The 24,674-nt window shown below is 57.2% G+C and carries 18 protein-coding genes; 13 read left to right on the top strand and 5 right to left on the bottom strand.

Annotation, left to right across the window (positions count from 1 at the left end; genetic code table 11):
• The first annotated feature begins 431 nt into the window (after window positions 1-431).
• Window positions 432-1,946, top strand: a complete 1,515-nt coding sequence (locus tag SH410x_RS15835; protein WP_473668737.1) for a hypothetical protein — start codon at window positions 432-434, stop codon at window positions 1,944-1,946.
• Here the strand turns inward: SH410x_RS15835 and SH410x_RS15830 are convergent, their stop codons facing one another.
• Both SH410x_RS15830 and SH410x_RS15825 read right to left on the bottom strand, forming a co-directional pair.
• Window positions 1,947-2,897 (bottom strand): DUF1559 family PulG-like putative transporter, encoded by a 951-nt coding sequence (locus SH410x_RS15830; RefSeq protein WP_473668735.1) that lies wholly within the window; start codon window positions 2,895-2,897, stop codon window positions 1,947-1,949.
• A gap of 210 nt (window positions 2,898-3,107) precedes the next feature.
• Complete coding sequence (locus tag SH410x_RS15825; protein ID WP_473668733.1) at window positions 3,108-3,671, bottom strand: hypothetical protein; 564 nt, start codon at window positions 3,669-3,671, stop codon at window positions 3,108-3,110.
• A gap of 429 nt (window positions 3,672-4,100) precedes the next feature.
• On the opposite strand from SH410x_RS15825, the gene ureB reads away from it, so the two are divergent.
• The 7 genes from ureB (at window position 4,101) to SH410x_RS15790 (ending at window position 10,891) form a co-directional block, all read left to right on the top strand.
• Window positions 4,101-4,871: an urease subunit beta gene (ureB, locus tag SH410x_RS15820; RefSeq protein WP_473668731.1), complete on the top strand. Its 771-nt coding sequence runs from the start codon at window positions 4,101-4,103 to the stop codon at window positions 4,869-4,871.
• A gap of 51 nt (window positions 4,872-4,922) precedes the next feature.
• The gene (gene ureC, locus SH410x_RS15815; RefSeq protein WP_473668729.1) at window positions 4,923-6,638 is read left to right on the top strand and encodes an urease subunit alpha; all 1,716 of its coding nucleotides are present in this window, start codon (window positions 4,923-4,925) and stop codon (window positions 6,636-6,638) included.
• A 120-nt stretch (window positions 6,639-6,758) separates the two neighbouring features.
• Window positions 6,759-7,361, top strand: coding sequence for a HupE/UreJ family protein (locus tag SH410x_RS15810; RefSeq protein WP_473668727.1), 603 nt, complete (start codon window positions 6,759-6,761; stop codon window positions 7,359-7,361).
• A gap of 69 nt (window positions 7,362-7,430) precedes the next feature.
• Complete coding sequence (locus SH410x_RS15805) at window positions 7,431-8,099, top strand: urease accessory protein UreF (RefSeq protein WP_473668725.1); 669 nt, start codon at window positions 7,431-7,433, stop codon at window positions 8,097-8,099.
• 16 nt (window positions 8,100-8,115) lie between these two features.
• Window positions 8,116-8,874: an urease accessory protein UreG gene (gene ureG / locus SH410x_RS15800; protein WP_473668723.1), complete on the top strand. Its 759-nt coding sequence runs from the start codon at window positions 8,116-8,118 to the stop codon at window positions 8,872-8,874.
• A complete protein-coding gene (locus SH410x_RS15795) occupies window positions 8,871-9,956 on the top strand; it encodes an urea transporter (protein ID WP_473668721.1) in 1,086 nt (361 codons plus the stop codon). Before ureG ends, SH410x_RS15795 begins: the two co-directional genes overlap by 4 nt.
• A complete protein-coding gene (locus tag SH410x_RS15790) occupies window positions 9,953-10,891 on the top strand; it encodes an urease accessory protein UreD (protein WP_473668719.1) in 939 nt (312 codons plus the stop codon). The genes SH410x_RS15795 and SH410x_RS15790 overlap by 4 nt, the downstream gene beginning before the upstream one ends.
• Before the next feature lie 63 nt (window positions 10,892-10,954).
• On the opposite strand, the gene SH410x_RS15785 is transcribed toward SH410x_RS15790, so the two are convergent.
• Together SH410x_RS15785 and hmpA are read right to left on the bottom strand one after the other, a co-directional pair.
• Complete coding sequence (locus tag SH410x_RS15785; RefSeq protein WP_473668717.1) at window positions 10,955-12,040, bottom strand: tellurite resistance/C4-dicarboxylate transporter family protein; 1,086 nt, start codon at window positions 12,038-12,040, stop codon at window positions 10,955-10,957.
• 183 nt (window positions 12,041-12,223) lie between these two features.
• Complete coding sequence (gene hmpA, locus SH410x_RS15780) at window positions 12,224-13,459, bottom strand: NO-inducible flavohemoprotein (protein ID WP_473668715.1); 1,236 nt, start codon at window positions 13,457-13,459, stop codon at window positions 12,224-12,226.
• A 250-nt stretch (window positions 13,460-13,709) separates the two neighbouring features.
• On the opposite strand from hmpA, the gene SH410x_RS15775 reads away from it, so the two are divergent.
• Window positions 13,710-13,922, top strand: a complete 213-nt coding sequence (locus SH410x_RS15775; protein ID WP_473668713.1) for a DUF3565 domain-containing protein — start codon at window positions 13,710-13,712, stop codon at window positions 13,920-13,922.
• Window positions 13,923-14,178: 256 nt separating this feature from the next.
• Entirely contained in the window at window positions 14,179-16,917 is a 2,739-nt protein-coding gene (locus SH410x_RS15770) for an O-antigen ligase family protein (protein ID WP_473677323.1), read from the top strand.
• 132 nt (window positions 16,918-17,049) lie between these two features.
• Here the strand turns inward: SH410x_RS15770 and SH410x_RS15765 are convergent, their stop codons facing one another.
• Entirely contained in the window at window positions 17,050-20,196 is a 3,147-nt protein-coding gene (locus SH410x_RS15765; RefSeq protein ID WP_473668711.1) for a dockerin type I domain-containing protein, read from the bottom strand.
• A gap of 299 nt (window positions 20,197-20,495) precedes the next feature.
• On the opposite strand from SH410x_RS15765, the gene SH410x_RS15760 reads away from it, so the two are divergent.
• The 3 genes from SH410x_RS15760 (at window position 20,496) to SH410x_RS15750 (ending at window position 24,665) form a co-directional block, all read left to right on the top strand.
• Window positions 20,496-22,157: a hypothetical protein gene (locus SH410x_RS15760; protein WP_473668709.1), complete on the top strand. Its 1,662-nt coding sequence runs from the start codon at window positions 20,496-20,498 to the stop codon at window positions 22,155-22,157.
• A 91-nt stretch (window positions 22,158-22,248) separates the two neighbouring features.
• Window positions 22,249-23,163, top strand: a complete 915-nt coding sequence (locus SH410x_RS15755) for a leucine-rich repeat domain-containing protein (protein ID WP_473668707.1) — start codon at window positions 22,249-22,251, stop codon at window positions 23,161-23,163.
• Complete coding sequence (locus tag SH410x_RS15750) at window positions 23,160-24,665, top strand: serine/threonine-protein kinase (RefSeq protein ID WP_473668705.1); 1,506 nt, start codon at window positions 23,160-23,162, stop codon at window positions 24,663-24,665. Before SH410x_RS15755 ends, SH410x_RS15750 begins: the two co-directional genes overlap by 4 nt.
• The last annotated feature ends 9 nt before the right edge of the window (window positions 24,666-24,674 follow it).

Below are 24,674 nucleotides of genomic sequence, written 5' to 3'. Positions count from 1 at the left end.
CAGTCGATTTTGCCAGAGTTCGACCGGCATTCTCCAACGACGATCGCCGCGGCCTTGCGGCAAGACCATGATGTGCGTCTATCGACGTGGCTCATTCAATCGACAGCCCCGACTTGCGACCTGGACTTCGTCCTGGCGAAGAGATCACGGAATCCGGCCTGTCACCCAAGCCGCCGACGCGGTTGTCTAGAAGGCGACTCGATCCATCGACAAAATAGGCAAGATATGACGCCCAGTTTTAGTTTGGGATACCTGCGCATAGTGGCGATGGTCGTATGGATCCCCTGAGACAATTTCACCTTAGGTCTAAAAAAGGCCGATTGGGATGGAGCCGTAGTTGACGCCAGGATTGCGTCCGGCTGTTCGGGATCGAGCTGCGATTCGCATCGCGCTCACAATCCCATTGTCCGTAAACAAGGAAGTTAACAGCGATGTTCCGAAGTCTTCGTATCGTCCAATGTGCTGTCACCGCCGGCTGTATCGCCGCGGCGCTGCCCGCAATGGCTCAGGTTTCCGATCCAGCACCATCGCACTCGAAGTCGCCGAAAGTGAACGCCTCGACGGAGCCGGCCTCGGCGGTGCCAATGCCCAGCGTCTCGGTCTCGAGTGCGTCGCCGTCGGATCGGGTAGCGCCCCCATCGTCTGCGTCAGAAGCAGAGATGCAGGAGCAGATCTATCAGCTCCAGAATCTTTTGGGCGTCTTGAATCAAAGACTCGATCATGCCGAAACCATGGCCGCCGTACAGGCGAGTCCCTGGACAGGCGACCCGAGCGCGTCGCCAGCATGCACGAATGCTGATTGCCCGCACCACTGTGGTGACACGGCCAGCGGTTCGGTTTGCAACTATTACCATCGCTTCAATTGGAGCGAAGATGCATACGTGAGCGTCGGTGCCGGCTTGCGGACGAGCTTCGTCGCCGCGCAAGACCAGGCCGCCAACGGGACGAGCTACAGCAGAGACCAAGTCCTCGACAACATGCGTCTTTACTTCAACGGTCGCGGGCACAAATACATTGGTTTTGAAGTCAACACAGATGTTCAAAACTACTACCTCCGCCCCTTTGTCACCGACGACTCCGCGCTGCAGTTCCGCCTGCTTGATGCGATAGCGAAATTCGGCGACGGTGGCGTTCTGAACTGCTGGGTCGGACGCATGCTGCCACCTTCGGATCGAGCCAACCTCAGCGGGCCGTTCTACACCAACCTGTACGAATTCCCCTTCGTCAGCAACGAACCTGCGGTCTTTGACGGTCGTCAAGACGGGACCACGATTTGGGGTTTGGTTGGCAATCAAGCGTTGAAATATTCGGTCGGTCTCTATGATGGAGCCAACAGCGTCGTGGGCGGCGCCAACCCCAGCGACTCACCCCAGTTCAACGCGCGGCTCGCGTACAACTTCCTCGATCCCGAAACAGGCTATTACAACCAGAGCACCTACTACGGCGAAAAAGACATCTTCGCCGTCGGTGCCGCCGTCATCCATCAAAACAACGGGATCTATTCGGCCACCGATGGTGTGAGCGACTACAACAGTTGGACAGCAGATGTTCTCTACGACAGCAAACTCAACAACGGCGGCGTGCTCACGCTCTCAGGGGCCTACTACTACTACGATACCGGTGTGACCACCAACGACGCCAATGCGAACTCAATCGACGGTCGCGCGGGACTGGTGGAAGTCGGCTACATGATGGCGAGCGAGTTACGAATCTTCAACGTTGTCGGAAAGCTGCGTCCGCTGTTCCGCTGGCAAGAGTACGACCGTACCTTCAGTGTTGCTTCGTCTGTCAACCCTGCCGCGATCACACGCGGAACCGACCTTGAGCTGCAATACGTGATCTCCGGCAGCAACGCCCGCTTGTCAGCGGGTTGGGGCCAACGCGATCTCGCCAATGGGCGAGATAACATCAACGTGTTCGTGCTGGGAACTCAGTTGCAGTTCTGATCACTGCGGCTCTGAGATAACTTCTGCCCCCTGCCGGGTGCCCAGAGCGTTGTAAATCTTCGCGTCGATCTGAACGGTGATCGCGCGAACGGACCCATCGCATATCGCATACTGGCAGAGCCCGATGTGTGGCGCAGAGAGCCCCTTGTCGTCCCCGTCAATTTCATTGGGCCGAAACTGCGTTTCAAAGAGCACCATGTGCCCATGGTCATCGAGCAACACGTCGCGGTCATATGACGCGGCGCACCATGCCGTTTCGAAATGGGAATGCCCACCCGGTGACGGTGTGCTGACGGGCAAGGGGCCGTTAGTGCGTTCGCCCAGGGCCAGCGTATTGGAGAGCCCGTCGAGAATATCTCGAGCGCGAGTCTGGCTGTTGCGATAGAAAACGCCTTCGCTGAGCAGCGGCGTATCGTCCAAGTTCACGTCTGCCGTTGATGGTCCCCAGTTCGCTGCGTACGACGCACCCGCATAGCGAAGAACCGGGGTGATGGTGTCATCTCGCAGCACGAAGGAGCCCTCCGAGTACGTGTCAGAGGGGCACAGAAACGTCTTCAGCGAAGTTTCACGTGCCTCCAAGTTCGCGACATCGAAGCTCGGCACGCTAAAGTTGAGCCTGTCAAACAAGGCAGCTTGCTCAATCTGCGGCAGGATCATGCTGCCCCACGAGAACCCCTTGTGATTGGCCGGTTGCATCGGCCCAGCGGGACCGAACACATGCAGGTATCCGGGCGGGAACTGCTGAAATACCGATTCATAGTTGTGCAGGCCGAGGGAGAGCTGCTTCAAGTTGTTCTGGCACGACATGCGGCGGGCTGCTTCCCGTGCCGCTTGCACGGCGGGTAGCAATAGCCCCACGAGCACACCGATGATGGCGATGACCACCAAGAGTTCCACAAGCGTGAAACCATCGAGGCGGTGATGGGCGGGCCGTTCAATTTTTTTGATCATTGTAAATTTTGCATGAATTTTGGAGAGGTATGGTGACGCCATGCTCCGCCAACGACGCGATAGAACACGCCGCGCTGGAGCGAGATACGAACGCGACGACGAAAAACTCACCGAGCGGAGAGCTTTGTGCGCGCTGTTGATAGAAGCCGATCGTGAACCGGAGCGATCGAAATCGCGATCGCGGTCAATCGAGATCGGGTGGCTAGTGACCTAGCAATCCACCCGTTCAGGAGGAGGCGTCGCCGGTTGGTCACGAGTACAGCCAGCACACATCCACTGAGACTCGCAGTGAAACTCAGCGCGTTGGCAAATGAAAACCCGGGTAGCCGCGGGCGGCATCGGACTGCGAATTCGCAGCCAGCGCATCACCACGTCAGCGACCGGCAGGTGGGACCGTCCAATGTCGCTGTTCACGTCGTGAAGCGTTTGCGAATCGCTATCCCCATCGACCAGCGTAAGCTGCCAACCGAAAACACGAACGTGCCAGTGTGAATGAGCGGACGAAATCTCAGTCGCAGATGCACTGCCCCCGCCCTGCTCACTGCCCCCGTCATGCTCAGTGTGCTCGCCACGATGCGTGTGCGTATGCGGGTGGTCGTGAGCGTGCGCATGCAGACCCACGTGATGATGATTGGCACTCTCTGGCGCAGCATGCTCGCGCTCAGCCAACTGCACCGGATGCTCGACGGCGTGCCGGTGAGCGAGCGTGCCATCGCCGAGATGGTGGCTGTGATGCGTACCAGGCTGAAAACCGAGCACGGCGATGCACGCCACCAACGCCAATCCTGCCGCGCAGCGTGCAGCGATGCGTCGATGTATTTTGCGAGCCCTCAATCCCGACGCCCCTTCCTCAAATCACAGGCTGAACAGTCTGGCGAAGATTCTACACTGCGTCGTGACGGATGCGAAGCGACAACGAATGATCCCGCGACATTTTTGTCCGCTGTCTCAGGCCGGCGAACATTCATGGTCGGTAAAAAACATTTCATCTGTGTTTGGCATGGTGGTTGCAAACATCCGGTTGCTATCTGCCGGTGCACTGCCCGCACAACGATGGTGTGTTGAGCGACAGGTGAACCAACCGATCGCGAATTGGCATGCTGGTATTTGCCTGCTGAGACGCCTATAAATATGCGGTTACGTCGATCCGTTTCGACACAGAGTTGTTCTCTAATATTTTCCCAAAAACCAAGGAGCTAGGTGATGCACTTGATCCCCCGCGAAGTCGACAAACTTCATCTTCATGCGGCGGGCTTTTTAGCCCAGAAACGACTGGCCCGAGGAGTTCGTTTGAACTATCCGGAAGCGACGGCGTTGATTGCCACGGTCGTGCTTGAACGAATTCGAGATGGAGAAATGTCAGTCGCAGACTTGATGGACCACGGGCGCCAGTTGCTCGGTACCAATCAAGTGCTCGCTGGCGTTGCCGAAATGCTGCACACGGTGCAGGTGGAAGGTACTTTTCGCGATGGCACGAAGCTGGTCACGATTCACAACCCGATCGCTCAAGAGAACAGCGATCTGAACTTGGCCATGTACGGCAGTTTCCTCCCGGTTCCGAAAGTCGCTGACTTCGCCAAGGATCTCGACGCCGACATGCCACAGCCTGGTCAATATTTGATCGATGACGGCGAGATTGTGCTCAACGAAGGACGCGAGACAGTTGTCTTGGATGTTGTCAACACCGGTGATCGCCCGATTCAAGTCGGCAGTCACTATTCGTTCATCGAAACGAATCGATACCTGCAGTTCGATCGTGAGAAAGCCTACGGTCATCGATTGGACATTCCCGCGGGTACCTCCGTTCGGTTCGAACCGGGCGAGAAGAAGACGGTCAACCTGGTGATGCTCGCTGGCGACAAGCGAATTTTCGGCGGCAATGGGTTGGGGACCGGGATTGTAAACGACTACAACCGCGAGATCGCGATGGCCAACGTGAAGGAGCGGAAGTTCTCACACGTTCCACAGAAATAGTCACCGTCAAACCCAATTCATTTTTAAACCAAACAAGATAGAGGCATTACCATGGCGTATAAAATTGATCGAGCCCGCTACGCGTCGCTGTATGGACCGACCACGGGCGACCGCGTTCGACTCGGCGATACTTCACTAATTCTTGAAGTTGAAAAAGATTACACCAGCTACGGTGACGAAGCCTGTTTCGGCGGTGGCAAGGTGCTCCGCGACGGGATGGGCGTGCAGTCGGAATGCAGTCAAGCCGAAGCACTCGATCTCGTGATCACCAACTGCTTGGTGATTGATCATACCGGGATCTTTAAAGCAGATATCGGCGTCAAAGATGGCCTGATCGCCGGTATTGGCAAAGCCGGTAATCCCGACGTGATGAAGAATGTCACCCCTGGCATGAACGTCGGTGCCACCACCGAGGCGATGGCTGGCGAAGGCATGATCCTGACCGCCGGCGGGCTTGACGTGCACGTGCACTTCATCTGCCCTCAGCTCTATGAAGAGGCGATCGCAGCAGGATTGACGACGCTGATGGGTGGCGGTACCGGACCGAACACCGGCACCAACGCCACCACTTGTACGCCCGGATCGCACCATATGCGAATGATGCTGCAATCGGTCGACGACATGCCGATGAACTTTGGCTTCTGGGCAAAGGGGAATTCCTCTCACCCAGACGGTCTGAGCGAGCAGATCGTTGGCGGTGCGGCCGGTTTTAAGTTGCATGAGGACTGGGGGACAACCCCTGCGGCCATCGATTCGTGCCTGACCATGGCCGAAGAGTATGACGTGCAGGTCTGCATCCATACCGACACACTCAACGAGTCGGGATACGTCGAAGACTCCATCGCGGCGTTCAAGGGACGCACGATCCACACCTATCACACCGAAGGTGCCGGTGGTGGTCACGCCCCCGATATTATCAAGGCTTGTGGTGAGCCAAACGTGATTCCCAGTTCGACGAATCCAACTCGTCCGTATACGAAGAACACGATCGACGAGCACTTGGATATGTTGATGGTGTGTCACCACCTCAACCCGGACTTGCCCGAAGACGTTCACTTCGCCGAAAGCCGTATCCGCAAGGAAACGATCGCTGCCGAAGACGTGCTGCACGACATCGGTGCTCTGAGTATCTATTCCTCCGACGCACAGGCGATGGGACGAATTGGGGAAGTGATCAGCCGCTGCTGGCAAACTGCGAGCAAGATGAAGGATCAACGTGGCGCATTGCCGCAAGATTCCGAACGCAACGATAATTACCGCATCAAACGGTACATTTCCAAGTACACGATCAATCCGGCCATCGCGCAAGGCGTGTCGGACTACGTTGGCTCCATCGAGAAGGGAAAGATGGCCGACTTGGTGCTGTGGAGTCCTGCGAATTTCGGTGCGAAACCTGAGATTATCTTCAAAGCCGGCGTGATCGCGTGGGCCAATATGGGCGACGCCAACGCGTCCATCCCAACGACGCAACCCGGGTTGCTTCGCCCGATGTTCGGTGCCACCGGACGGGCTGCGGCCGGCGTGTCATTGGCATTTGTTTCCAAGGCATCTATCCACACGCGTGGAGTCGAGGGATATGGGCTGAAGAGTCGTTTGGCACCGGTGCAGAATACACGTAACATCGGCAAGAAGGACATGAAGTTCAACGACGTGACTCCCAAGATCGAGGTGGATCCGGAAACATTCCTGGTTCATGCCGACGGTGAATTGATGATGTGTGATCCAGCCGATCGGCTGCCGTTGACACAGCGATATTACTTCTTCTGATCGAGTATGCAATTTGGCGACTGAACACGTGAAGTGCTTCAGTCGCCTTTTTTACCGTGCCTTGAACGCTCGTCGCGACGCTTGCGGCGACTGATTATCACCTTTTAATGGAGTCGAATGATGCTAACGAAGAAACCGTTTTTGATCGCAACCGCGATCGTGTTGGCGTCGCCTGTCGTGGCGATGGCGCACCCCGGTCACGGAGTGGAAAGTGGATGGAGCGAGGGTCTGATGCACCCGCTCAGCGGTCTCGATCACCTGCTCGTCATCGCTGCGGTAGCGTTGCTGTCCGTTCGCGTTGGTGGGCGTGCCCTGTGGGCCGTGCCGGCAGCGTTTGTCGCCTGTGGAATCGTGGGCGGAGTCGCAGCGGGAATGTCGGCGTCGAGTGCCGCAATGCCGTGGGTCGAAGTGATGATTGTTGCGTCCGTGCTGGTATGTGGTAGTCTGCTGGTTCGGCGTCAATCGGCCTCGACGATCGCGTTGTTCTGCGTTCCCGTCTTTGGACTGTTCCACGGTTTCGCTCACATTCATGAGATGGGCGGAGCTGCGATGGGCAGTTACACTGCGGGTCTGTTGTTGAGCACAGCCGCGGTATTGGCCGTTTCGATCGGTACGGGCGTAGCGATTCAATCGATCAAGTCGAAGGAAACGTTGGTCGGATTTAGCCGCGCCGTGGGTGGTTCTTTAGTCGTTGCAGCCGCAGCGATGTGGTTCACACTGTAAGCGGCTTCGCCGTTTGATTGACATTTTTCGCCAACACTTCTTCGTTGAACTTTTCAGGCAAGGGCCTTCATGCATCCCGATTGGATATTGTGGCAAGTCGTCGACTCTGCGTTCCCGACAGGCGGCTTCGCCCATTCAGTCGGACTGGAGGCTGCCAAGCAGGCCGGGCAGGTTCGCGACGAAGAAGATTTGGCGGATTTTTCGCAAACGGTACTTCAACAGACTAATGAGACGGTGCTCCCCTATGTGGACGCCGTCTATCGAACTCCCGAATCCCTGATCGACGCCGATCAACACTGTGACACCTTTCTGGTCAATCCGGTAGCGAATCGCGCCAGCCGTGCTCAGGGAAATGGATTGATAGTGGCCGCGACCGCTGCATTTCCAAATGATGACTTCTTTGCAGAATTGAAACGAACCTCGCGGCGGGACGAATGGCCCTCCCATGCCGCGCCGCTCTACGGAGCGGTGTTCAAACACTTGGCGATTCCACTGATGGACGTTCGTCGTAGTGTTCACTATGTCGCGTTGCGGACCGTTTTGTCAGCCGCCATTCGGCTGAACATCGTGGGCCCGCTGCGTAGCCAAGCGTTGCAACAGATGCTCGCCGCTGACGCGGAAACAATGCTGCAACGCACCCCGATCACTGATTTTCGCCGCGTGACTCAGTCCGCCCCCGTGCTGGATTTCTGGCAATCGTCACACGACCGTCTGTATTCTCGTTTATTCCACAGCTGAAACCAAGGTAAACTTCATGACTTCACCGACACACGATCACGACCACTCGCATGACCATGACCATGATCACGGCGGACATGGCCACACTCATGAGAAACTTGAGAACGCAGGCTTTTACCATGAGCGTCCCACGCGATTGGCCACGCGTGATTTTGAAGAGCGTGCCTTCACCGTCGGAATTGGCGGACCCGTTGGTAGCGGTAAGACGGCGTTGACGCTGGCTCTTTGCGAACATCTCCGAGATCGCATGTCGTTGGCCGTGGTGACGAATGACATCTTCACGCGTGAGGATACCGAATTCTTGATCCGCAATGGTGCGTTGGCGGAAGACCGCATCATGGCGATTGAAACCGGCGGGTGTCCCCACGCCGCGATTCGTGAGGATATCACTGCCAACCTGCGGGCACTCGAGCAGCTCAGTCAGCGGATCAAACCGGATCTGCTGCTGATCGAATCTGGCGGCGATAATCTGGCGGCTGACTTCAGCCGCGAGTTGGCGGACTTCACGATCTACGTGATCGACGTGGCCGGTGGTGACAAAGTGCCACGCAAGGGTGGCCCTGGGACGACGCAATCCGATGTGCTGGTTATCAACAAGACCGACTTGGCCGAGGCGGTCGGTGCGGACTTGGATGTGATGGAACGCGACACGAAAAGGATGCGAGGGGAGGGCCCCTGGTTCTTCGCTCAAGTCAAAAACGGAAAAGCGGTTCCCGAGATCGCCGAGCATATTCTGGCGGCGTTGGAAGATGCTGTGGGAGTCACCGTCAAATGAGCGATTCGAAGAGTGATGTTTCAGCACCTGTCGACGCATCCGACTCACCCTACACGTTGGTCGGGTTCCTGCTAATCGTGCTGCGCAACTTCAGCCAAGTGGTGTTGCAGAACAACGCTGTCAGTGGGGCCGTGATTCTCGCGGGGATCTTCTACCATTCGATCGACTTCGGTACCGCCGCAGTCATTGGCTCGGTCGTTTCCATCCTCACGGCGATGTTTCTGAAAACCGACAAGGGGATGGTTGCGGCGGGATTGTACGGTTTCAACGGGGTGCTCACCGCGATTGCGATCGTTTTCTACTGTGAAACCGCGTTTGATGCGATCGACATCTCGTGGTGGATGATTGGAGCCTACGTCGTCTTTGGCGCGATCTTATCGACCGTTCTGACAGCCGCGATCGGCTCGATGATGTCCGCTGGAGAAGTGCCCGCGCTGACCGCTCCGTTTGTTCTCGCCAGTTGGTTGTTCGTTGCTGGAACTCACTTTTCGCCCGCGCTTGAACCGGGACACCACAACGTCTTTAAGCCTTCCCCAACGGCCAATGAGACGACCGGTGACCACAAGGTCGAAGACGACGCCTACAGTATCCACACGTGGTGGGAGGGCGTCGGCAAGGGGTTTGGCGAGATCTTCTTCCAGGACAATGCCGTCTCGGGTTACCTGATCCTGTTAGGCATCGCCATCAACTCGCGTATTTCAGCAGTCATGGCGGCGATCGGGGCACTGATCTCCATTGGCGTCGCTGAGGCGCTGCAGATTCGAGAGACGACCATTCACATGGGCATGTTTTCGTATAGTGCGATCCTGACGGCGATTGCCATCGGTGGATTGTTCTACCTGCTGACCGTCAGGAGTTTCATCTTCATGTTGCTGGGGATTGTGTTCACAACATGGTTGTACGCGGCTCTCGCTGCGATCCTCCTGCCGTTGCATCTCGCACCCTATACAGCGCCCTTCGTGGTTGTCACCTGGATCATGCTGTATTCGAAAAGCGCGTTTACCGGTTTGGTGGCAATTCCTCCTGCCGAGGCAACAACTCCCGAGGACAACCTTCGCCGGTTGCGGGGGGCGAAGGCGTGAACCTGCCTGTGAAACTTGTGCCGACAACACCGGGGGACGTCAGTCCCCCGGTCGCGAAATTGAGTTGCGATCCGTTGGGGCCGTTTGACGACGAACGCATGCATCGTAACCTTCGTGACGGCGAGGGACTGATCCGTGTTTCTCGTCGTGGTACGGGGTCAACAGTCGTCCGTTCTGCGGCACGCTGTCCTTTGCGATTGTTCGTGCCGCGGCGTAAGACGGCCTTACCGCACGTCTACACCAGTTCTTATGGTGGTGGGCTTCTCGCGGGGGACCAAACCGATCTGCTGGTGGATCTGGACGAGGGCAGTCGTTGCGTTCTGAGTTCACAGGCGTCGACGAAGATCTACAAGAATCCGCGGGGTCTGCCCTGCAGCCAAACAATGCACGTTCGCATCGGCAGTGATGCGATCTTCACCTTGGCCCCTGAACCGATTAGTTGTTTTGCGGAATCACGCTACGATCAAACTCAACGATTCGATATTGCCGATGGTGGCAACCTCGTCTTGGTCGACTGGGTTACCAGTGGTCGATATGGGGTTGGCGAACGATTTAAATTTGATTATTTCCAATCGCGGCAGAGTATCTATTACGCGGGGCAGCATCTCATCGAGGATGCGATCCGGTTGTGTCCCGCCGAGGGACCGCTGACGTCGAAGTTCCGCATGGGGCACTTCAACTGCTGTGCGCTCGTGATCGTGTTGGGGAACCAATTCACCGAGTTGGCAGGCGATCTACTGCAGCGGGAACATGAGCAGTCTCAGCAACGAGGCGGAGAGACTATGTCGATCGCTCAGGCGCTGCCCGGCGGCGTACCCGGTGTTTTGATTCGCATTCTGAGTGTCGAGACGCAGGATGCCAAGCGAGTGATCGAGTCGCTGCTAGCGAAGATTGATCCCATCGTCGGTAGCAACACGTGGGCGGGCAAACTTTGAGTTGCTCGCGCTGAACGTGGCCCGACCTCGTACTTCTTAAGCCCATGCCATTCGCCGACGCGATTATTGCGGCGAATGGCATGGTTCATCTGAGGCGAGATCGGTGGGCCAGATCGGCAGGGAGCGCAGCATCCCTACGAAAGTCACCGACCAGACCGCTAGTGAGACCCAAATCAACACGCTTGGGATCATATGCAGGTACGGTAGACCCAGGGTGGACATCATGCGGTAGGTGCACGCCGTGTACATGCCCAGCGGAAAGACGAGGCCCCAGTACTGGGGGCTGTACGTGAACGGATACCGTGAAAACACATGCCGCCAAACCCCCAGGATAATCAGCATCGGGATCCATCCGGTGGCGGTCGCCCAAAAGAGCAGCGTGAGCCCTTTCAAGAACGGTGCCAGTTGCGGTAACAATTCCGTTCCACCGGCAGCGGCGATCAGGCTCACGCCCGCGAGCGTTGAAATCGCCATCGCCCCCATGTTGATCCAGTACGGAGGCGAAAGGTCCGAGGGCTTCATGGGCAGGAAAGCGTAGCGATAGAAGATCAATGAAATGATCCAGATGTAGAGCATGCCTCCCCCCAACCACATGATCAACGCGAAGAAGAGCGCCGGCTCGCGATAGGCATCAAAGCCAGAGGCCAAGGTCGAGCCGAGTAGGGAAACGGACTGTGTTGCCACCACTGAAACCAGCCATCCGCCATGCAACGCATCGACGAAGGACGGCTTTCTCGTGGCGATCACATTGCTCGTGAAAATGGTGTACGTCAGCACAAACCACAGCAGGATACCTATCGCCCACAGCACGATCGCGATGCTACGTGAATCGACGACGATTAAAAACTGATTGCCCAGAACACAGGTAGCTGCCACCCAGGTAAAGAAACAGACGCCTTGCCGGTGGTCGACCAAGTCGCCGAAGAAGGCCTTCGGGAAGATCGCGGCACGCAATCCGTTGAGACTCCAGAGGATGAGATACGCCGCAACATTGATCCCCAAGAGGACCTTGGAAATCAATTCGAATCCAACGAAATGGCAAGCCAGGGAGACGATGCCCGTGGCCATCACCATGGCGAAATAGTCGGGGCTAAGGCTCTCGATCGACTGCCAAATTAGTTCCGTTCGGCTGGTACGATTCGAAGCCACGGGCGACATACTTACTTTCGGTCCAACGCAGCCAGATACCACAACAATCCTATGCTCAGGCCCAGAACGGATGGTGCCGCCGATCGCCGCCGGACACACCACCGCTTCATCGCCAACGATGAATCGCTTCATCGCCAACGATCTATCGATTCATCGTTGCCGTGAGCATCCACGACTCAACGATCATGTGCCGGCTGATACCAGCTCTTCCTGCGGACCGAAAAACTCGTAGCGAACACGATGTTCATCGACCCCGAGTTCGCGCAAGCAAGCGTGAATGTTTTTCATGAACGGTTTGGGACCGCAGAAGTAGAAATCAGCCTCAGTGTACGGGGTCCAACCGCGTAGCAGTTCGGTCGTCACGTATCCGGATGCGTCGCATTTGCCACTCTCCAGATCCCCTGCGAGCGGCGCGTCATACAGCACTTTGACGTGCATGTTGGAACTGAGCGACTGTAGGTTTTTGATCTCGTCGGCAAAAGCATGTACGCTGCTGTTCCGGGCCGCTTGCAGGAAATAGACGGGCGAATCGGGATGTGTGTGCACAATCGACTTTGCCATCGACAGCAACGGCGTCACACCGATTCCACCGGCGAGCAACACGATGGGACGCCCATCGGATTCTTCCGGATCGATTGTGAACTCGCCGCAGGGCGGACCAACTTTCACGCGGTGCCCTTCTTCGATCTCATCGTGCAGATGACTCGAAATCAAACCATCGGGCGCATCGGGATGTAACCGCTCTTCACGTTTGACGCTGATCCGAAAGTGATCGACGCCCGGTCGATCCGACAGACTGTAATTCCGCGGAGAGGTAGGCGTGACAGGATGGTCGATATGGACCGTGATGTATTGCCCAGGGCGAAACGGTGGTAGCGGCCCCTGGTCCTCGGGACGCAGGTAGAACGATGTCACCACGTCGCTCTCGGGAACTTTCCGCTCGACGACAAAGTTGCGGTAGCCGTTCCAGCCTCCGGGGGCGGAGTGTTGCTCTTCATAGATCGAGCCCTCTCGACCGATGAAAATATCCGCCAGGAATCCATACGCCTCGGTAACCGCAGCGATGATATCATCGGTCGCCGCATCGCCCATGACGTCCTTGATCGCCGCCAGCAAGTGCTTGCCGACAATCGGGTAGTGTTCCGCCTTGATCCCCAGCGAGCAATGTTTCTGTGCGATTAACTCCACCGCCGGCATTAACACGGCTGGGTTGTCGATGTGGGTAAAGTAGGCACAAATCGCACCCGCCAAGGCCTTTTGCTGCCCACCGGAATGCTGGTGCGCCTGGTTGAAGAACGACTGAACCTCCGGGTTGCCCTCGAACATTCGCAGATAGAACCGAGTCGTGATGGCCTCCGCGTTGGCCGCCACGATGGGGGTGATTTCCTTGACAATTTGGATGGTTTTTTCGCTCAGCATCGCGCCCGTTGTCCTTGTACCTGAATTGAAATAGAATATCTGCATGCTAAGGTACATGTTAGGTTGTGCATGTCAAGGTGCATATTGCTTCCCCGTGAAAGTTTTGCACTTGGGCAGGTGGTCTCCCGTTCACCGGTGTGGGAATCGTCCAATGGTTGCACGGGAAAGCACGGCCGCGGGGGGGGCGTGCTGCGACCTGAGGTGCCACAATGGCGACGTTCCGAAATTCCAAGCAAGCAGTCCATCCCCAATGAACCAACCCATCACGGGATACCATCGCGACGAAGAACGGCATTGGGTCGCGGAGCTCGCCTGCGGTCATAACCAGCACGTGCGTCATGACCCGCCGTGGATGAGCCGGCCCTGGGTGACCACGATTGCGGGCCGCCAGGCAATGATTGGATACGAGCTGCAGTGTAAGAAGTGCGATGAACAGGCGCCGCCCGATCGCATTTGCGGTTAACCGCAGCGGCATCCGTTGAAGTTTGGATTCCGACGCGAGAATGGGTCGCTTTCTCACGCGATCTTTGGGATAAAGAGACGCTGATCCACGCGTTGACGGCATCCTGCCGCGATGGAACTGACGGACGCACCTAGCGGCAGGCTGAAACCAATACGGGAATGAGTATTTGCCCGGTTTACGTCACTTCCTCTATCAGCCCAGAGTTCCATTGTATTCCTCACTGCGAAATGTTTGCTTGTGGACCTCGGCCATTTTGATGGTGGTGATCCCAGTCATGTTGGCGCTGGATTTCGGCGGCATTTATCACTGGAGTCAATACTTTGCGGCGATGGGGATTGTCCTCGCGACGGCGTTGGCGCTACCGGGATTGACCGATAACACCGCTTCGTCGGGAATTCGTCAGCACGCGATTTTGCTGCCCATCGGCATGCTGGTCCTCTGGGCTTGGTTGCAGTGTACCGGTCTGCCGCCAAGCCTAGTCACCTGGCTGAGCCCGGGGTCCTACGCTGCGTACACGCAGTGGCTCGATGGATTCGGCGGTGGATTGGGGGCGCTGACAGGTTCCCCGGGAGACGACCAGGCGAGTTTTGTGTCCCTATCGGTATCACCCTATGACACCGCCCACGCGGCGGCGGTCCTGACATTGCTGCTGCCACTCTGTTGGGCGGCATCGGTGGTTTTTCACGCTCGTTCTCGATTGAAGATGTTGCTCAGTGCGATCGCGATCGCGGGTGCCAGCGTCGCGGTGTTGGGAGTGTACCGAAAACTCGATCCGACTGCGGATCTGTGGATATTCCAAGAGAAATCGAATGCGTTTGGTGGATTTGTCAATCGAAACAACGCGGCGTTGATGTTGAATTTTGGGTTGGCCGCCAGTCTCGGGCTGCTGTCGTGGCGGATGATGGCGATCCACCAGATCGAAATGGACACCCCTGAGTTTGAATTCAACGATCTGTTCTCGCTGATCACCGATCGTGAATCCATGGTCGGGTTGATCTCAGCAACCACGTGTATCGCCGGGTTGCTGATCAACGGATCCCGCGGCGGGTTGGTCGCGGGCTTGTTTGGTCTGGCTCTGGCATTCGGCTACGTCCGTCCCCGCCGCGGCTTCATCAGCCTCCCCGTCTTGATCGTGATCATCGCCGTTTCGGTCGCGATTTTGATCACGCCGATGAACCTGAGTCTTGAGTCATTGCAGCGTTGGGAGGTATCCACCCGCGATGCGGACACCCTGCAAACCGATGGGCGATTACTGCACTGGCAGGATGGCTGGCGCGCGGCCAAAGCGTACCTGCCCGGGGGAGCCGGATTGTCCACCTACGCCTACGCCTACCTGCCCTATCAAAACTTCTCGCCGAGTTCGTGGTATGAACACGCCGACAATCTGTGGCTGGAGATGCTCGTCGAGACGGGATTGGTTGGTTTGGCGGTGGGGGCGTGGCTGTTAACGCTGCTGTTGATTTCACTGAACCGATTGTCGGCGTCGGTGGATCCTCTCGACCAAGGCGTCCGGCTTGCGGGGTGGTACGCGATCGGGGCCATAATCGTCTCACAGTTCTTCGACTTCGGTCTAGCATTACCGGCGAACCTTTTCGTCGCCGCGGTGCTGGGGGCGGCGATCATTTCTCGCGATGTTGCCAACGGCGGAGGAAAGTCACAGTGGTTTTCCTTTTCAGCGTCGTCCCACAACGCCGGAGAGGGTTTCGCGGTAACTGCTGAGAACTCGCCGACGCCAAAATCGCTCACACGCCCAGGGCTCCGCGAGTGGGTTGCCGGGCGAAGCTGGCCCTTCCATCAAGCGACCGCGATCGGTTTGGCTGTCGCCATGGTCACCCTTTCGGTGATTGTTCTTCCCAGCCTCAAACAGGACGCGATTACGGATTCTTTGCTCAGCCGCCTCAACAAAGAGTATGCACAGTGGCAATTGAATCCCGATGCACTGGCGAAGATGGAGGAAGCCTTGCAGGCGCGTACTTCCGTGGGTTCCTCACCGTTGTTGTTGGCGCGATTGAGCACCGTCCAACGTGATCGTGCGCATCTTGCCGAAACCCGCGAGTGGCGTCCGCGATCGCCTGCGGAGATTCGCGAGATATACCAGCAAACGGACCTGAGTAACCGGCAGCGGAACTACCCACCCGAATCGCCCGCGTTGCGAACAGAGACATTGTTAAGTTGGCAGCATTACACCAATGCCTGGAAAACGAGTCTCGATACCTTGCGGATTTGCCCGCTCGCTCAGGAACCACGTGGCAGTCTGCTGCGTTTGTCTCCAGTCATCGGCAGCGGCGAAAATGATGGGAAGCAATTCTCGTCGCAAGCGAGAGCCGTTGCGCACACGGCTGCGGAGCAGTTGCTCATTTTTTATCAGGGCAATTCGACTCGCCAGTTTGCGTTGGGACAGGCGTCACTCGCTCGTGGAGACCTCGACGCAGCCGCACAGGGGCTTCGTTCGGCATTGGAAACCAACCGTGATTTAACACCGCGGGTGATGGAATTACTGCGGGACTCACCGGATCTCAAAATTGCCGATGTCATTCCGGACGACTCTGATGTGATGCGACTCGCAGCCCTCGCTTACCTTCAGTGGGAACAACTCGACCCCCAATTTCTCGAGCATGCCATCACGGTCATTGAATGTGATGACGGCGAGTCACTGGATCGTCGGGCAGAGTGTCAATCGCTGCTCGGCCGCATCAACTTTGTTTTGGAAGACGTCCCCAATGCCCAGACGCACTATCAACAGGCCATTCGTTTGGCACCCAGCCAGGCCAGTTATCGGCTTGACTTCATCGATCAACTGTTGAAGCGTGATTTAAGAGGTGAGGCGCTCGTTCAGGCGAGATTGGGGCGTAAAAGTATCGCCGACGATCCACGATTTCAAGAGTTCATCGACCAAATCGCCCAATCGGAACGCACGCAAACGCCATCGCCCGATGCGGCTCCTGCGATCGACCGCACTCAGCTCGATGCGCTCTTAGAAGCAACGCCCCGCTAACGGCGTGTTGATTTCATGAGCCGAGTCGCGTGAGCGGCCGAGGGCTCACGTTGCCGGGCATCTTACTAGCCGACAGCAAACCAAGATCGCGTCGAATGGCAGGTAGCTTCTCGGTCTAATCACGCGTGGTCGCTAAGTAAGCTGCCTTGCTTCGTCTAAAAGATCGATCTCGAGTTCGCCAAAGACTTCGTCAGCGCGTGTGGCATCGTCATCAGCACGCAGTGGCTCGATGGAAATGACTGCGACCGCTTTGTCCATCACGTCATGGGTCGAGCCATCAACCGCCTTCGTGGAGACCGCGTCCATCAAACTCGCAATCGCTAAATCTCGCGACATAGAGCGTCGCAGCGGAGAGGATTGCGGTGCTTGTGAGGGGGTGGGAACGACTGGATCATTCGCCATCCGGTTCGACGCTTTTGGGTTACCGGAACCGGGCTTCGGTTCGCCGCTGGGGTCTGGTTCGCCGCTCGGTTCGTTGCCAACCGCACCCGTTGCGCCCGTGCTGATCGCATTGAGTTCGTTGATCACCAACAGTGCGTCGAGGGACGTGACAAATCCATCGTTATTGACATCATATCCAAATGCTGGATCGCCTTCGCCGACCGGACCGGCACCGTAGGCGTTGAGATAATTGATAATGGTGAGCGCATCGACGGCGGTGACTCCGGCATCGAAATTGACGTCCTCTGGATAGTTGCCGTTATGGAACGGAGTGCTATTTCCAATGACCGCGATGACAAACTCCTGGGTCGCACCGTCGATACCGCTCGCATGGGGAGTCGCAGTGATTTCAACCAAAATCTCGTCGTCGAGTCCCGGGGTCCGTTCGATGAAGGTGTTGTCCGCGAGCCTCAGTGTTGAACCATCAATCACAAAACGCGAGTCGTTCACCGTCAATGAATGACCGTTGGCCGCGGGGCTACCATCGACGGTTAGGTCGCCGACGACCGCAGCGGCCTGGAGTTCGATGACCGTGTTGTTGCTCAGTTGAATGTTGACGGGGGTTTCGACTTCATCGAGCACCGTCAACTGGATTGCTTTGGTAAAGGAGTCGTCTTCGTGTTCGGCGGTAACATTGACCGTAATCGCGCTACCCGCCTCAAAGTCGAGTGAAACGCCATCCTTCAGCTTCAGGCCGCCGTTGACGATTTCGAAACGATCATCGTCAACGCTAAGTTCGTGAGACTGGCCGACGTCCTGATCGATGACACCGAGAGGCGTGATGAGCTCACCGGGCGAGTTCTCATGCACCGTAGCCTCATCGGGCGTGATATCGGTGACGGGATCGTCCTCATCCAGGACAGTAATGGCTGTCAGGAATTCGAGTTTGCCGCCGCTATCGGGATCGTCCACGCTTACGATCAGCGGTATCATCCATTCGGTCTCAGCATCGAGCGGTTCAGGACCCACGAAGTAGATCTTCAGGTCAACGACCTGGAAACGCTCATCAGGTACTCGATTCATGTCGAGAAGCTGCACGCCAAAATGATTGACAGCATCAACGTCAATGACCCCGACGAAACCGATCGGTTGAGAACCGCCTGCGATTCCAGGGGGTAGGTTTTCGGGGACGGGATCAATCCCCGCTGTTACCCCTGAGGGCACATCCGGAACTGGAGTGACGTTGATCGTTACGGGCGTCTCGGTGAAATCCTGACCGTCCCCCACGAGGATCCAGAGTGTGTCGGTACCCTCAAAATTATCGTTCGGCGTGTACTCAATCTGTCCATCCGGCCCGATCGTCGCGACTCCGAACTCGGGTGGGTGCAGCGGTAGAATCACGAGCTCGTCGCCATGGTCCCCGTCCGTTGCGGTGGGCAACGGTACCGTGAACACCGTGTCTTCGGCACCGGAAATGGAGGGCGTCTCGGTATAGGTTGGCGCACTGTTGGTGCCGATTAATTGGACACCAAAAACGACCGGATCGGCCTGGCCGCCCGTCACTGACACGCGTGCCGCTATGGGTTTGCGGAGTGACAGTTGGCTGAGTCCCGCAGCACCGGTGACCACGACCGATCGCAGACTCGCGTCGAGTGAAATCGCGTCCAGTTCTCCGAGTGCCGGCAAGTCAATGGGCATGTCAGCGAAGACGGCACCGGTCTCGCTATCGATCAATCGCAATCCGCTATCGTGGGTTGATCCCTCATCACTGAATGAGCGTGGCGAGCGGGTGACGATCAATCCCCGGCTCGCGTCGATCGCGGCGACCGGTTCGGTGTTGTCGACGCTGTAGAGCATGGCCAGATGATTGTCGACATCGTAGACGGAGAGGTTCTCGCCCGTTCGCAGCACTAGCAATCCAGCCTCATCGCTGAAGGCGACCACTTCACTGGCGCCACTGACGACGATGGGTTCACCGAGCATCGAGGCGGTGGTATTGCTCCACAGGCTAATGGCGAGCGTTTGTGTTATCTCGCCGTTGCCATCGTCGACGAGCGACGCCTGGCTGACGACGCTGCGGGTCGGACCATCGTCGCTTCGCGGCGTCGAATCGCCAGTCACGACGGAACCGGGCGCGAGCATAACGCCGGTCGCCGAAATCGGCGAGTTGGAGGCATCGAGGGCCCATAATTCGCTTTGACCGCCCTCCTCGCGAGGGCTCACGAGAATGACGCCTCGCCCCACATCATCACTGCCAGCGGAAACAATAAAACTTTCGGATCCGGTTGAGCCGAGGCTGGTTGAGTTAGCGAGCGCGTCGTCGAGGATCCATGCCTGACCACCATCGCTCGTGTTCGCGAATACGGCGAGTGAGCCATCGGCGAGTCGCAAAAGTTGCGTAATCTCACCACCGATCTCGACGGGATCCGACAGCGTGCCGTCGCTGGCGATCGTTTGCAGGCCCGTGCCGCTGGCCAGGACCGCCGGGGCGGTGCGTTCGCTCGGGGCACCCTCATCGAGCACCATCGCAGGCACGACGACCGTGATATCCGTCCGCAGCAAGGCGTCGTGATGCGGCATGGCGGAGGACGGTGTCGTTTGAATTTGACTCTTCGCACCGGTAAACAACCGCACGGCGTAGTCGCCGTCAGACAGGTTGTCTATCGAAAACGCACCGCCGCCATCGGTGAACGCGAACCGCTCGCCCTGATCCATCTTCGAATTGTCGTTTTGATCAACATAAACGAGTCGCTTTTCCAATCCACTCTCGTCGGCGTCACGGCGCAGTGAATCGTTCGCATCGTGGAAAACACTCCCCACGATGGCTGCCAGTACCCGGCGGTCATCGAGTACTTGAAGAGATAGTCGTCGCGTGGTGCGATACGGATGGCGTGGCATGAACTCTGAATCTTAGAATAATCGCGTGAATAACAGGTTGCCGGTAGGCCTTATCCACATCATGCGGCGGGGCGACCGGTTACCCAGAATGACGGTTGACATCCGCTGACTACGACGCCCTCGGAGGAGAAAAAGTTCCCTCGGTAGAGGGAAACCGTCTCGAAAATGCTCGTCTCGCGGTTTCGATTGGCTTATTATGAACGCAGCATTGCGGCAAAGGTTACTGTAAATTCAAGAAATTCAAGCAATGCGGCAGTTTTTGCTCTTTTATTGACTCATTTCGACCAAAGTCTATTCGCATGATACCACTTGCCACAAAATATCGAGTGACAGAACTCGTCAGCCGGAAAACGCTGTCCGGTTTTGCGTCTGCAGCGGCCCAGGGCTTCCGCAACCGGGGTTTGGGGAGCGTTCTAATGGCTGGGGTGATGGTTTGGACGGCGGCGGGAGCTTGCCCGGGGCAAGGACCCGATCAATCGCCGGACGCCTCGTCGTACGAAAGCGGTTACGAGAGCGGCGAATACGGTACCGAACCGGGGGCCGCCGCCGCTGAGCCCGTCGCCAACCTGACGACGGGGCCCACTCCGATGTCACTCTTCCAATTGATCCAGCCGGATTGGAAGCCGCTCCGCCAAGAATTTGTCCGCGTGTTGACGCCGTCGACCACACCGCCGAAGCCGCAGATGGTGGGTCCCTTGCTGCGAAACGAAGCCAATGTTGCCATGCGGTATGGCAACCTACCGCTCGCCCGTGATCTCTACTTTGGGTTTCTGGCCCAGGGTGGGAGTGAGTCCAAGGAGGACCTGCAAAGTCTGAAGTTCAGTAACTATTTTCGCCGCCCAGTGTGGCAGCTGCGGTGGGGCGTCTCGCTGGGCCTGCACGGCGACACGGACGTTACGGACTTTGCTCCCATCAAAGCAGATGCCGCCGGTGGACTCGGCGGGATGGATTCGGGCATGGAGATGTCCAGCGATTACGATTCCACTGCCTACGACATGGCGGGCGAAATGGGGAGTCCGAGCTCCTCGAGCGGCACGCCCATGTCGGGGCCACCAAGCTCGTCGCCTTCCTACGAAGGATACGAGAATTCTGAGATGGACATGGACGGTGGATTCCGTGCTGGCGGCGGCCCCCAATATGACAGCAATGGGCGTCCGATCAATCCGAACGCGTCCGTTGCCGCGGCGCCCCAGGCGCAGATGACTGACCCCAATATCAGCGATCGATTCGACGAGTTGATGGGTTATGTTGCCACGACGGTCCGCGAATCGATGCAGACTCGGATGGCGAGCGGTCAATTCGGTTCCGCGTTAGTCGATGTCGATCCGGAAGCGACCGATCAGGGCGACACGGTCGATGGTGACTACGTCCAGCCAAGTGAACCTCGCATGTGGATCCCCGGTGTCGTCTATCTGGGCGAGGGCAGCTCGCAGGCGATGGCCAAGGCAGCGGCGACGCAAGGCATCGAGTTGTTGCTGCATTTCGACGTTTCCATGAAGGAGGTCCGTAACAGCTCACCGCAAAACTCGACGCGGGTGAAAGTCATCGACGGACGCAGTGGACGAACCCTGATCACGTCCAGCGAGATGGACAATCGTGAACTCCAAAGGCTGCTGAAGACTAAACGCGGGACTGCGGAAAGTTACGTTAACGAAGCATTGGAGAAATTCTGGGCTGTCCTGGACAGCAAACTCAGCGTCCAAGCGTTTCCTGAACTGACCCCTGAGATCGCGCGTCGACGGGTGACCGGTGTGCTGGCCGAACCCTCGTTCTCGCTGCTACGCAAACTCGCTGAAATTCAGTACATGGGTGCACAGGGCTGGCTGACTGCGGAGGAAGTCGAGCAGGCCTATGCGATCGCCGCGAGCACCGAGGGGATGACGATTCTGTACGGCTCACCGGCCGAAGCAGTCAGCACGATCCATGAGATCGCAAAACGCTCAGCCGCGAAAACGCCTTGAACGAGCTCCTTGACTAGGATGGGTGGAGACTTTGTACTCTACCTTTCATGGTCCAGTTTTCTTTCATGGTCCACTCCTTCTCCCTGAGAAAATGGTTGCGTTTGTGTTTCGCTGCTCCCACCTTAGCTTGATTGCTCTGACGTTCGTTTGCTCGCTGGGCCGACCGAGCACCACTGCCTGTGCTCAAACGCCTGAATCGGAGCCGGCGTCGATATTTGCTGATCCGGCTCTGGAGGCTGTCGTCCGCGCCGGCGTCCTGGGCAAACCGAAGAGTGATCAACCGCTGACGAGCGAGGATGTCGCAGGCATGTCTCGTCTCGTCGCTCCCGGGAAGGGGATTCGCAGTCTGGCGGGACTGGAGCATTGCGAGTCGTTGATGCTGGTTGATTTCACGGACAACGAAATCAGTGACCTCACGCCGCTGGCGGGATTGAAAAAGCTGCAGAAAGTCACCTTGGCGGGCAACCGAATTGAAGACCTCTCGCCACTGGCTGAACTCACTGCCATTCAGCTTCTCGATCTGTCTGGAAACAAGGTGCAGCATCTCGAACCGATCGGGAAAATGAGGAGCATGCGCACGCTCTATCTCGCTGACAATCGAGTCGAGAGCATTTCGGCGATCGCCGATTGGAAGAAACTCGGTGCCCTGGACCTCGCCGGCAACCCCATCGTCGACCTGTCGCCTGTGTCAAGCATGACGGGGCTAACGACACTCGAAATCTCCGATTGCCGAGTCCAGTCGCTCACGCCACTGGTCGGCCTGACGCACTTGTCGATGTTGATCATGCCCAATAATCCGATCGATTCGTTCGACCCAATTGTCAAAATGTGTGTTGGAGATGCCGGCGAAAATCGACGATTTGCACCATACCTGGAGCTCTATCTCGATATGCGGTCAGAAAAGGCGGCGGCTTGGCAGGGGGCAATTGAAAAACTCAAAGCAGTCGGCGTGTCGGTTCATGATTACCGCCGACCCACTTCATCGAAATCAACACACACGCCATGAGCATCACCAAAGAAGAATTCATCGAACGCGTCATCTCGACGGGTGTCGCCGAGCGGATGGACGTCAGTCGTGCAATCGGGGAACTCGGCGTCGGTGAAGTCTCGTTGCCGCAGGTCGTCGATCAACTGCAAAGCCGTGGATTGATTACAACGCTGCAGACTGAAAAGATCATCCGGGGCGATCGAGTCGGGTATTTCTATGGCGACTTTAAAATCCTCTACCTGATCGGTGCGGGAACGTTCGCTCGTGTTTATCGGGCGGAAAAAGATGGCCAGGTCTATGCCGTCAAAGTGCTCCGCAAGCGTTTCCGAGACGAAGCCCATGAACTCGAGCAGTTTCTCCGCGAAGGTCGGATGGGGCTGAAACTCAAACACCCCAACATCGTGCGGATTCTCGAAGTCGTGCCGGACCGACACAACCCCTTCCTGGTGATGGAGTTCGTCGAAGGCCAAACACTGCGTGAACTGGTCAAAATTCGCGGGAAGCTACCTGTCGACCTGTCCCTGAAATTGATGCACGAAATCGCTCAAGGGCTCGCGTTTGCCGCGTCACTCGGAATTTCGCACCGTGACTTGAAACTCTCCAATGTGCTGATCAGTTCCGGCGGCGTGGCGAAACTCGTTGACTTTGGTTTGGCGGCACTGGCCGACCGTAGTAACCCCGAAGTCGTCGCGGATTGCCCCAACGCGCGAGCGATTGACTATGCCGCACTCGAACGCGGGACGAACGTCCGCAAGGACGATCCGCGTAGCGATGTGTTTTTCGCGGGAAACATGCTCTATCACATGCTCGCCGGGACGCCCGCATTGACGGAAACGCGTGACCGGATGGCGCGGTTGAATATTTCCCGCTTCCAGGACATTCGATCGATCTATGACTACGTCCCCGATCTTCCTGGAATCGTGAATCAATTGCTGCTCGCGGCGATGGAGTTCAATCCCGAAAAACGCATTCAAACCTGCATGGCGTTGGCAGCGGCTACCAAAAAGGTGATCGATACACTCGAGAAGGGGCCCGCCGAGGCGCGGGGACCGGATCTTTCGGGGAAAGTCAACGCGGAGGACGTGGGCGACGATCACGTGATCACCAACGAAGGGGAAGGCTATGTGGTGATGTTCGTTGAGTCCAAGGCGGGATTGCAAAACGCGGTACGCGATCGACTTAAGGCCCGTGGTTACCGAGTTTTGATCATTGCCAACCCGCAGCGCGCACTGGACCGATTTATCGATGCGATCGATAAACCCGCCGATTGCGTTATTTTCGGGGCCGCTGAACTCGGCAATGATGCGCTCGCGGCCTACAACGCGTTCGCTGAGAACGAGGATACCAAGGATATCCCTGCGATCCTGCTCGTTGATCCGAATCAAAAGCACTTGATTCAAAGAGCGGTTCGCGGTTCCCATCGAGCCCTCTTACCATTACCCTTGAGTGTCAAACATCTCCGCATCGCGTTGATCAAATTGCTCGCCGATACTGAACCTCGTTCAGACGCATTGTTTTGATCGCCGCGT

The organism is Rhodopirellula sp. SH410, from assembly GCF_055811895.1.
The sequence above is the reverse complement of the archived record's forward strand: the minus strand, read 5'-3'. Positions and strand labels throughout refer to the sequence as shown.

What these genes read in the sequence shown, in the direction of transcription:
- SH410x_RS15835 (WP_473668737.1), top strand. Translation starts at nt 432, where the DNA reads ATGTTCCGAAGTCTTCGTATCGTCCAATGTGCTGTCACCGCCGGCTGT.
- SH410x_RS15770 (WP_473677323.1), top strand. Translation starts at nt 14,179, where the DNA reads ATGGTGGTGATCCCAGTCATGTTGGCGCTGGATTTCGGCGGCATTTAT.
- SH410x_RS15775 (WP_473668713.1), top strand. Translation starts at nt 13,710, where the DNA reads ATGAACCAACCCATCACGGGATACCATCGCGACGAAGAACGGCATTGG.
- SH410x_RS15755 (WP_473668707.1), top strand. Translation starts at nt 22,249, where the DNA reads ATGGTTGCGTTTGTGTTTCGCTGCTCCCACCTTAGCTTGATTGCTCTG.
- SH410x_RS15765 (WP_473668711.1), bottom strand. Translation starts at nt 20,196, where the DNA reads ATGCCACGCCATCCGTATCGCACCACGCGACGACTATCTCTTCAAGTA.
- ureC (WP_473668729.1), top strand. Translation starts at nt 4,923, where the DNA reads ATGGCGTATAAAATTGATCGAGCCCGCTACGCGTCGCTGTATGGACCG.
- SH410x_RS15750 (WP_473668705.1), top strand. Translation starts at nt 23,160, where the DNA reads ATGAGCATCACCAAAGAAGAATTCATCGAACGCGTCATCTCGACGGGT.
- SH410x_RS15830 (WP_473668735.1), bottom strand. Translation starts at nt 2,897, where the DNA reads ATGATCAAAAAAATTGAACGGCCCGCCCATCACCGCCTCGATGGTTTC.
- SH410x_RS15795 (WP_473668721.1), top strand. Translation starts at nt 8,871, where the DNA reads ATGAGCGATTCGAAGAGTGATGTTTCAGCACCTGTCGACGCATCCGAC.
- SH410x_RS15810 (WP_473668727.1), top strand. Translation starts at nt 6,759, where the DNA reads ATGCTAACGAAGAAACCGTTTTTGATCGCAACCGCGATCGTGTTGGCG.
- SH410x_RS15805 (WP_473668725.1), top strand. Translation starts at nt 7,431, where the DNA reads ATGCATCCCGATTGGATATTGTGGCAAGTCGTCGACTCTGCGTTCCCG.
- hmpA (WP_473668715.1), bottom strand. Translation starts at nt 13,459, where the DNA reads ATGCTGAGCGAAAAAACCATCCAAATTGTCAAGGAAATCACCCCCATC.
- ureB (WP_473668731.1), top strand. Translation starts at nt 4,101, where the DNA reads ATGCACTTGATCCCCCGCGAAGTCGACAAACTTCATCTTCATGCGGCG.
- SH410x_RS15760 (WP_473668709.1), top strand. Translation starts at nt 20,496, where the DNA reads ATGATACCACTTGCCACAAAATATCGAGTGACAGAACTCGTCAGCCGG.
- ureG (WP_473668723.1), top strand. Translation starts at nt 8,116, where the DNA reads ATGACTTCACCGACACACGATCACGACCACTCGCATGACCATGACCAT.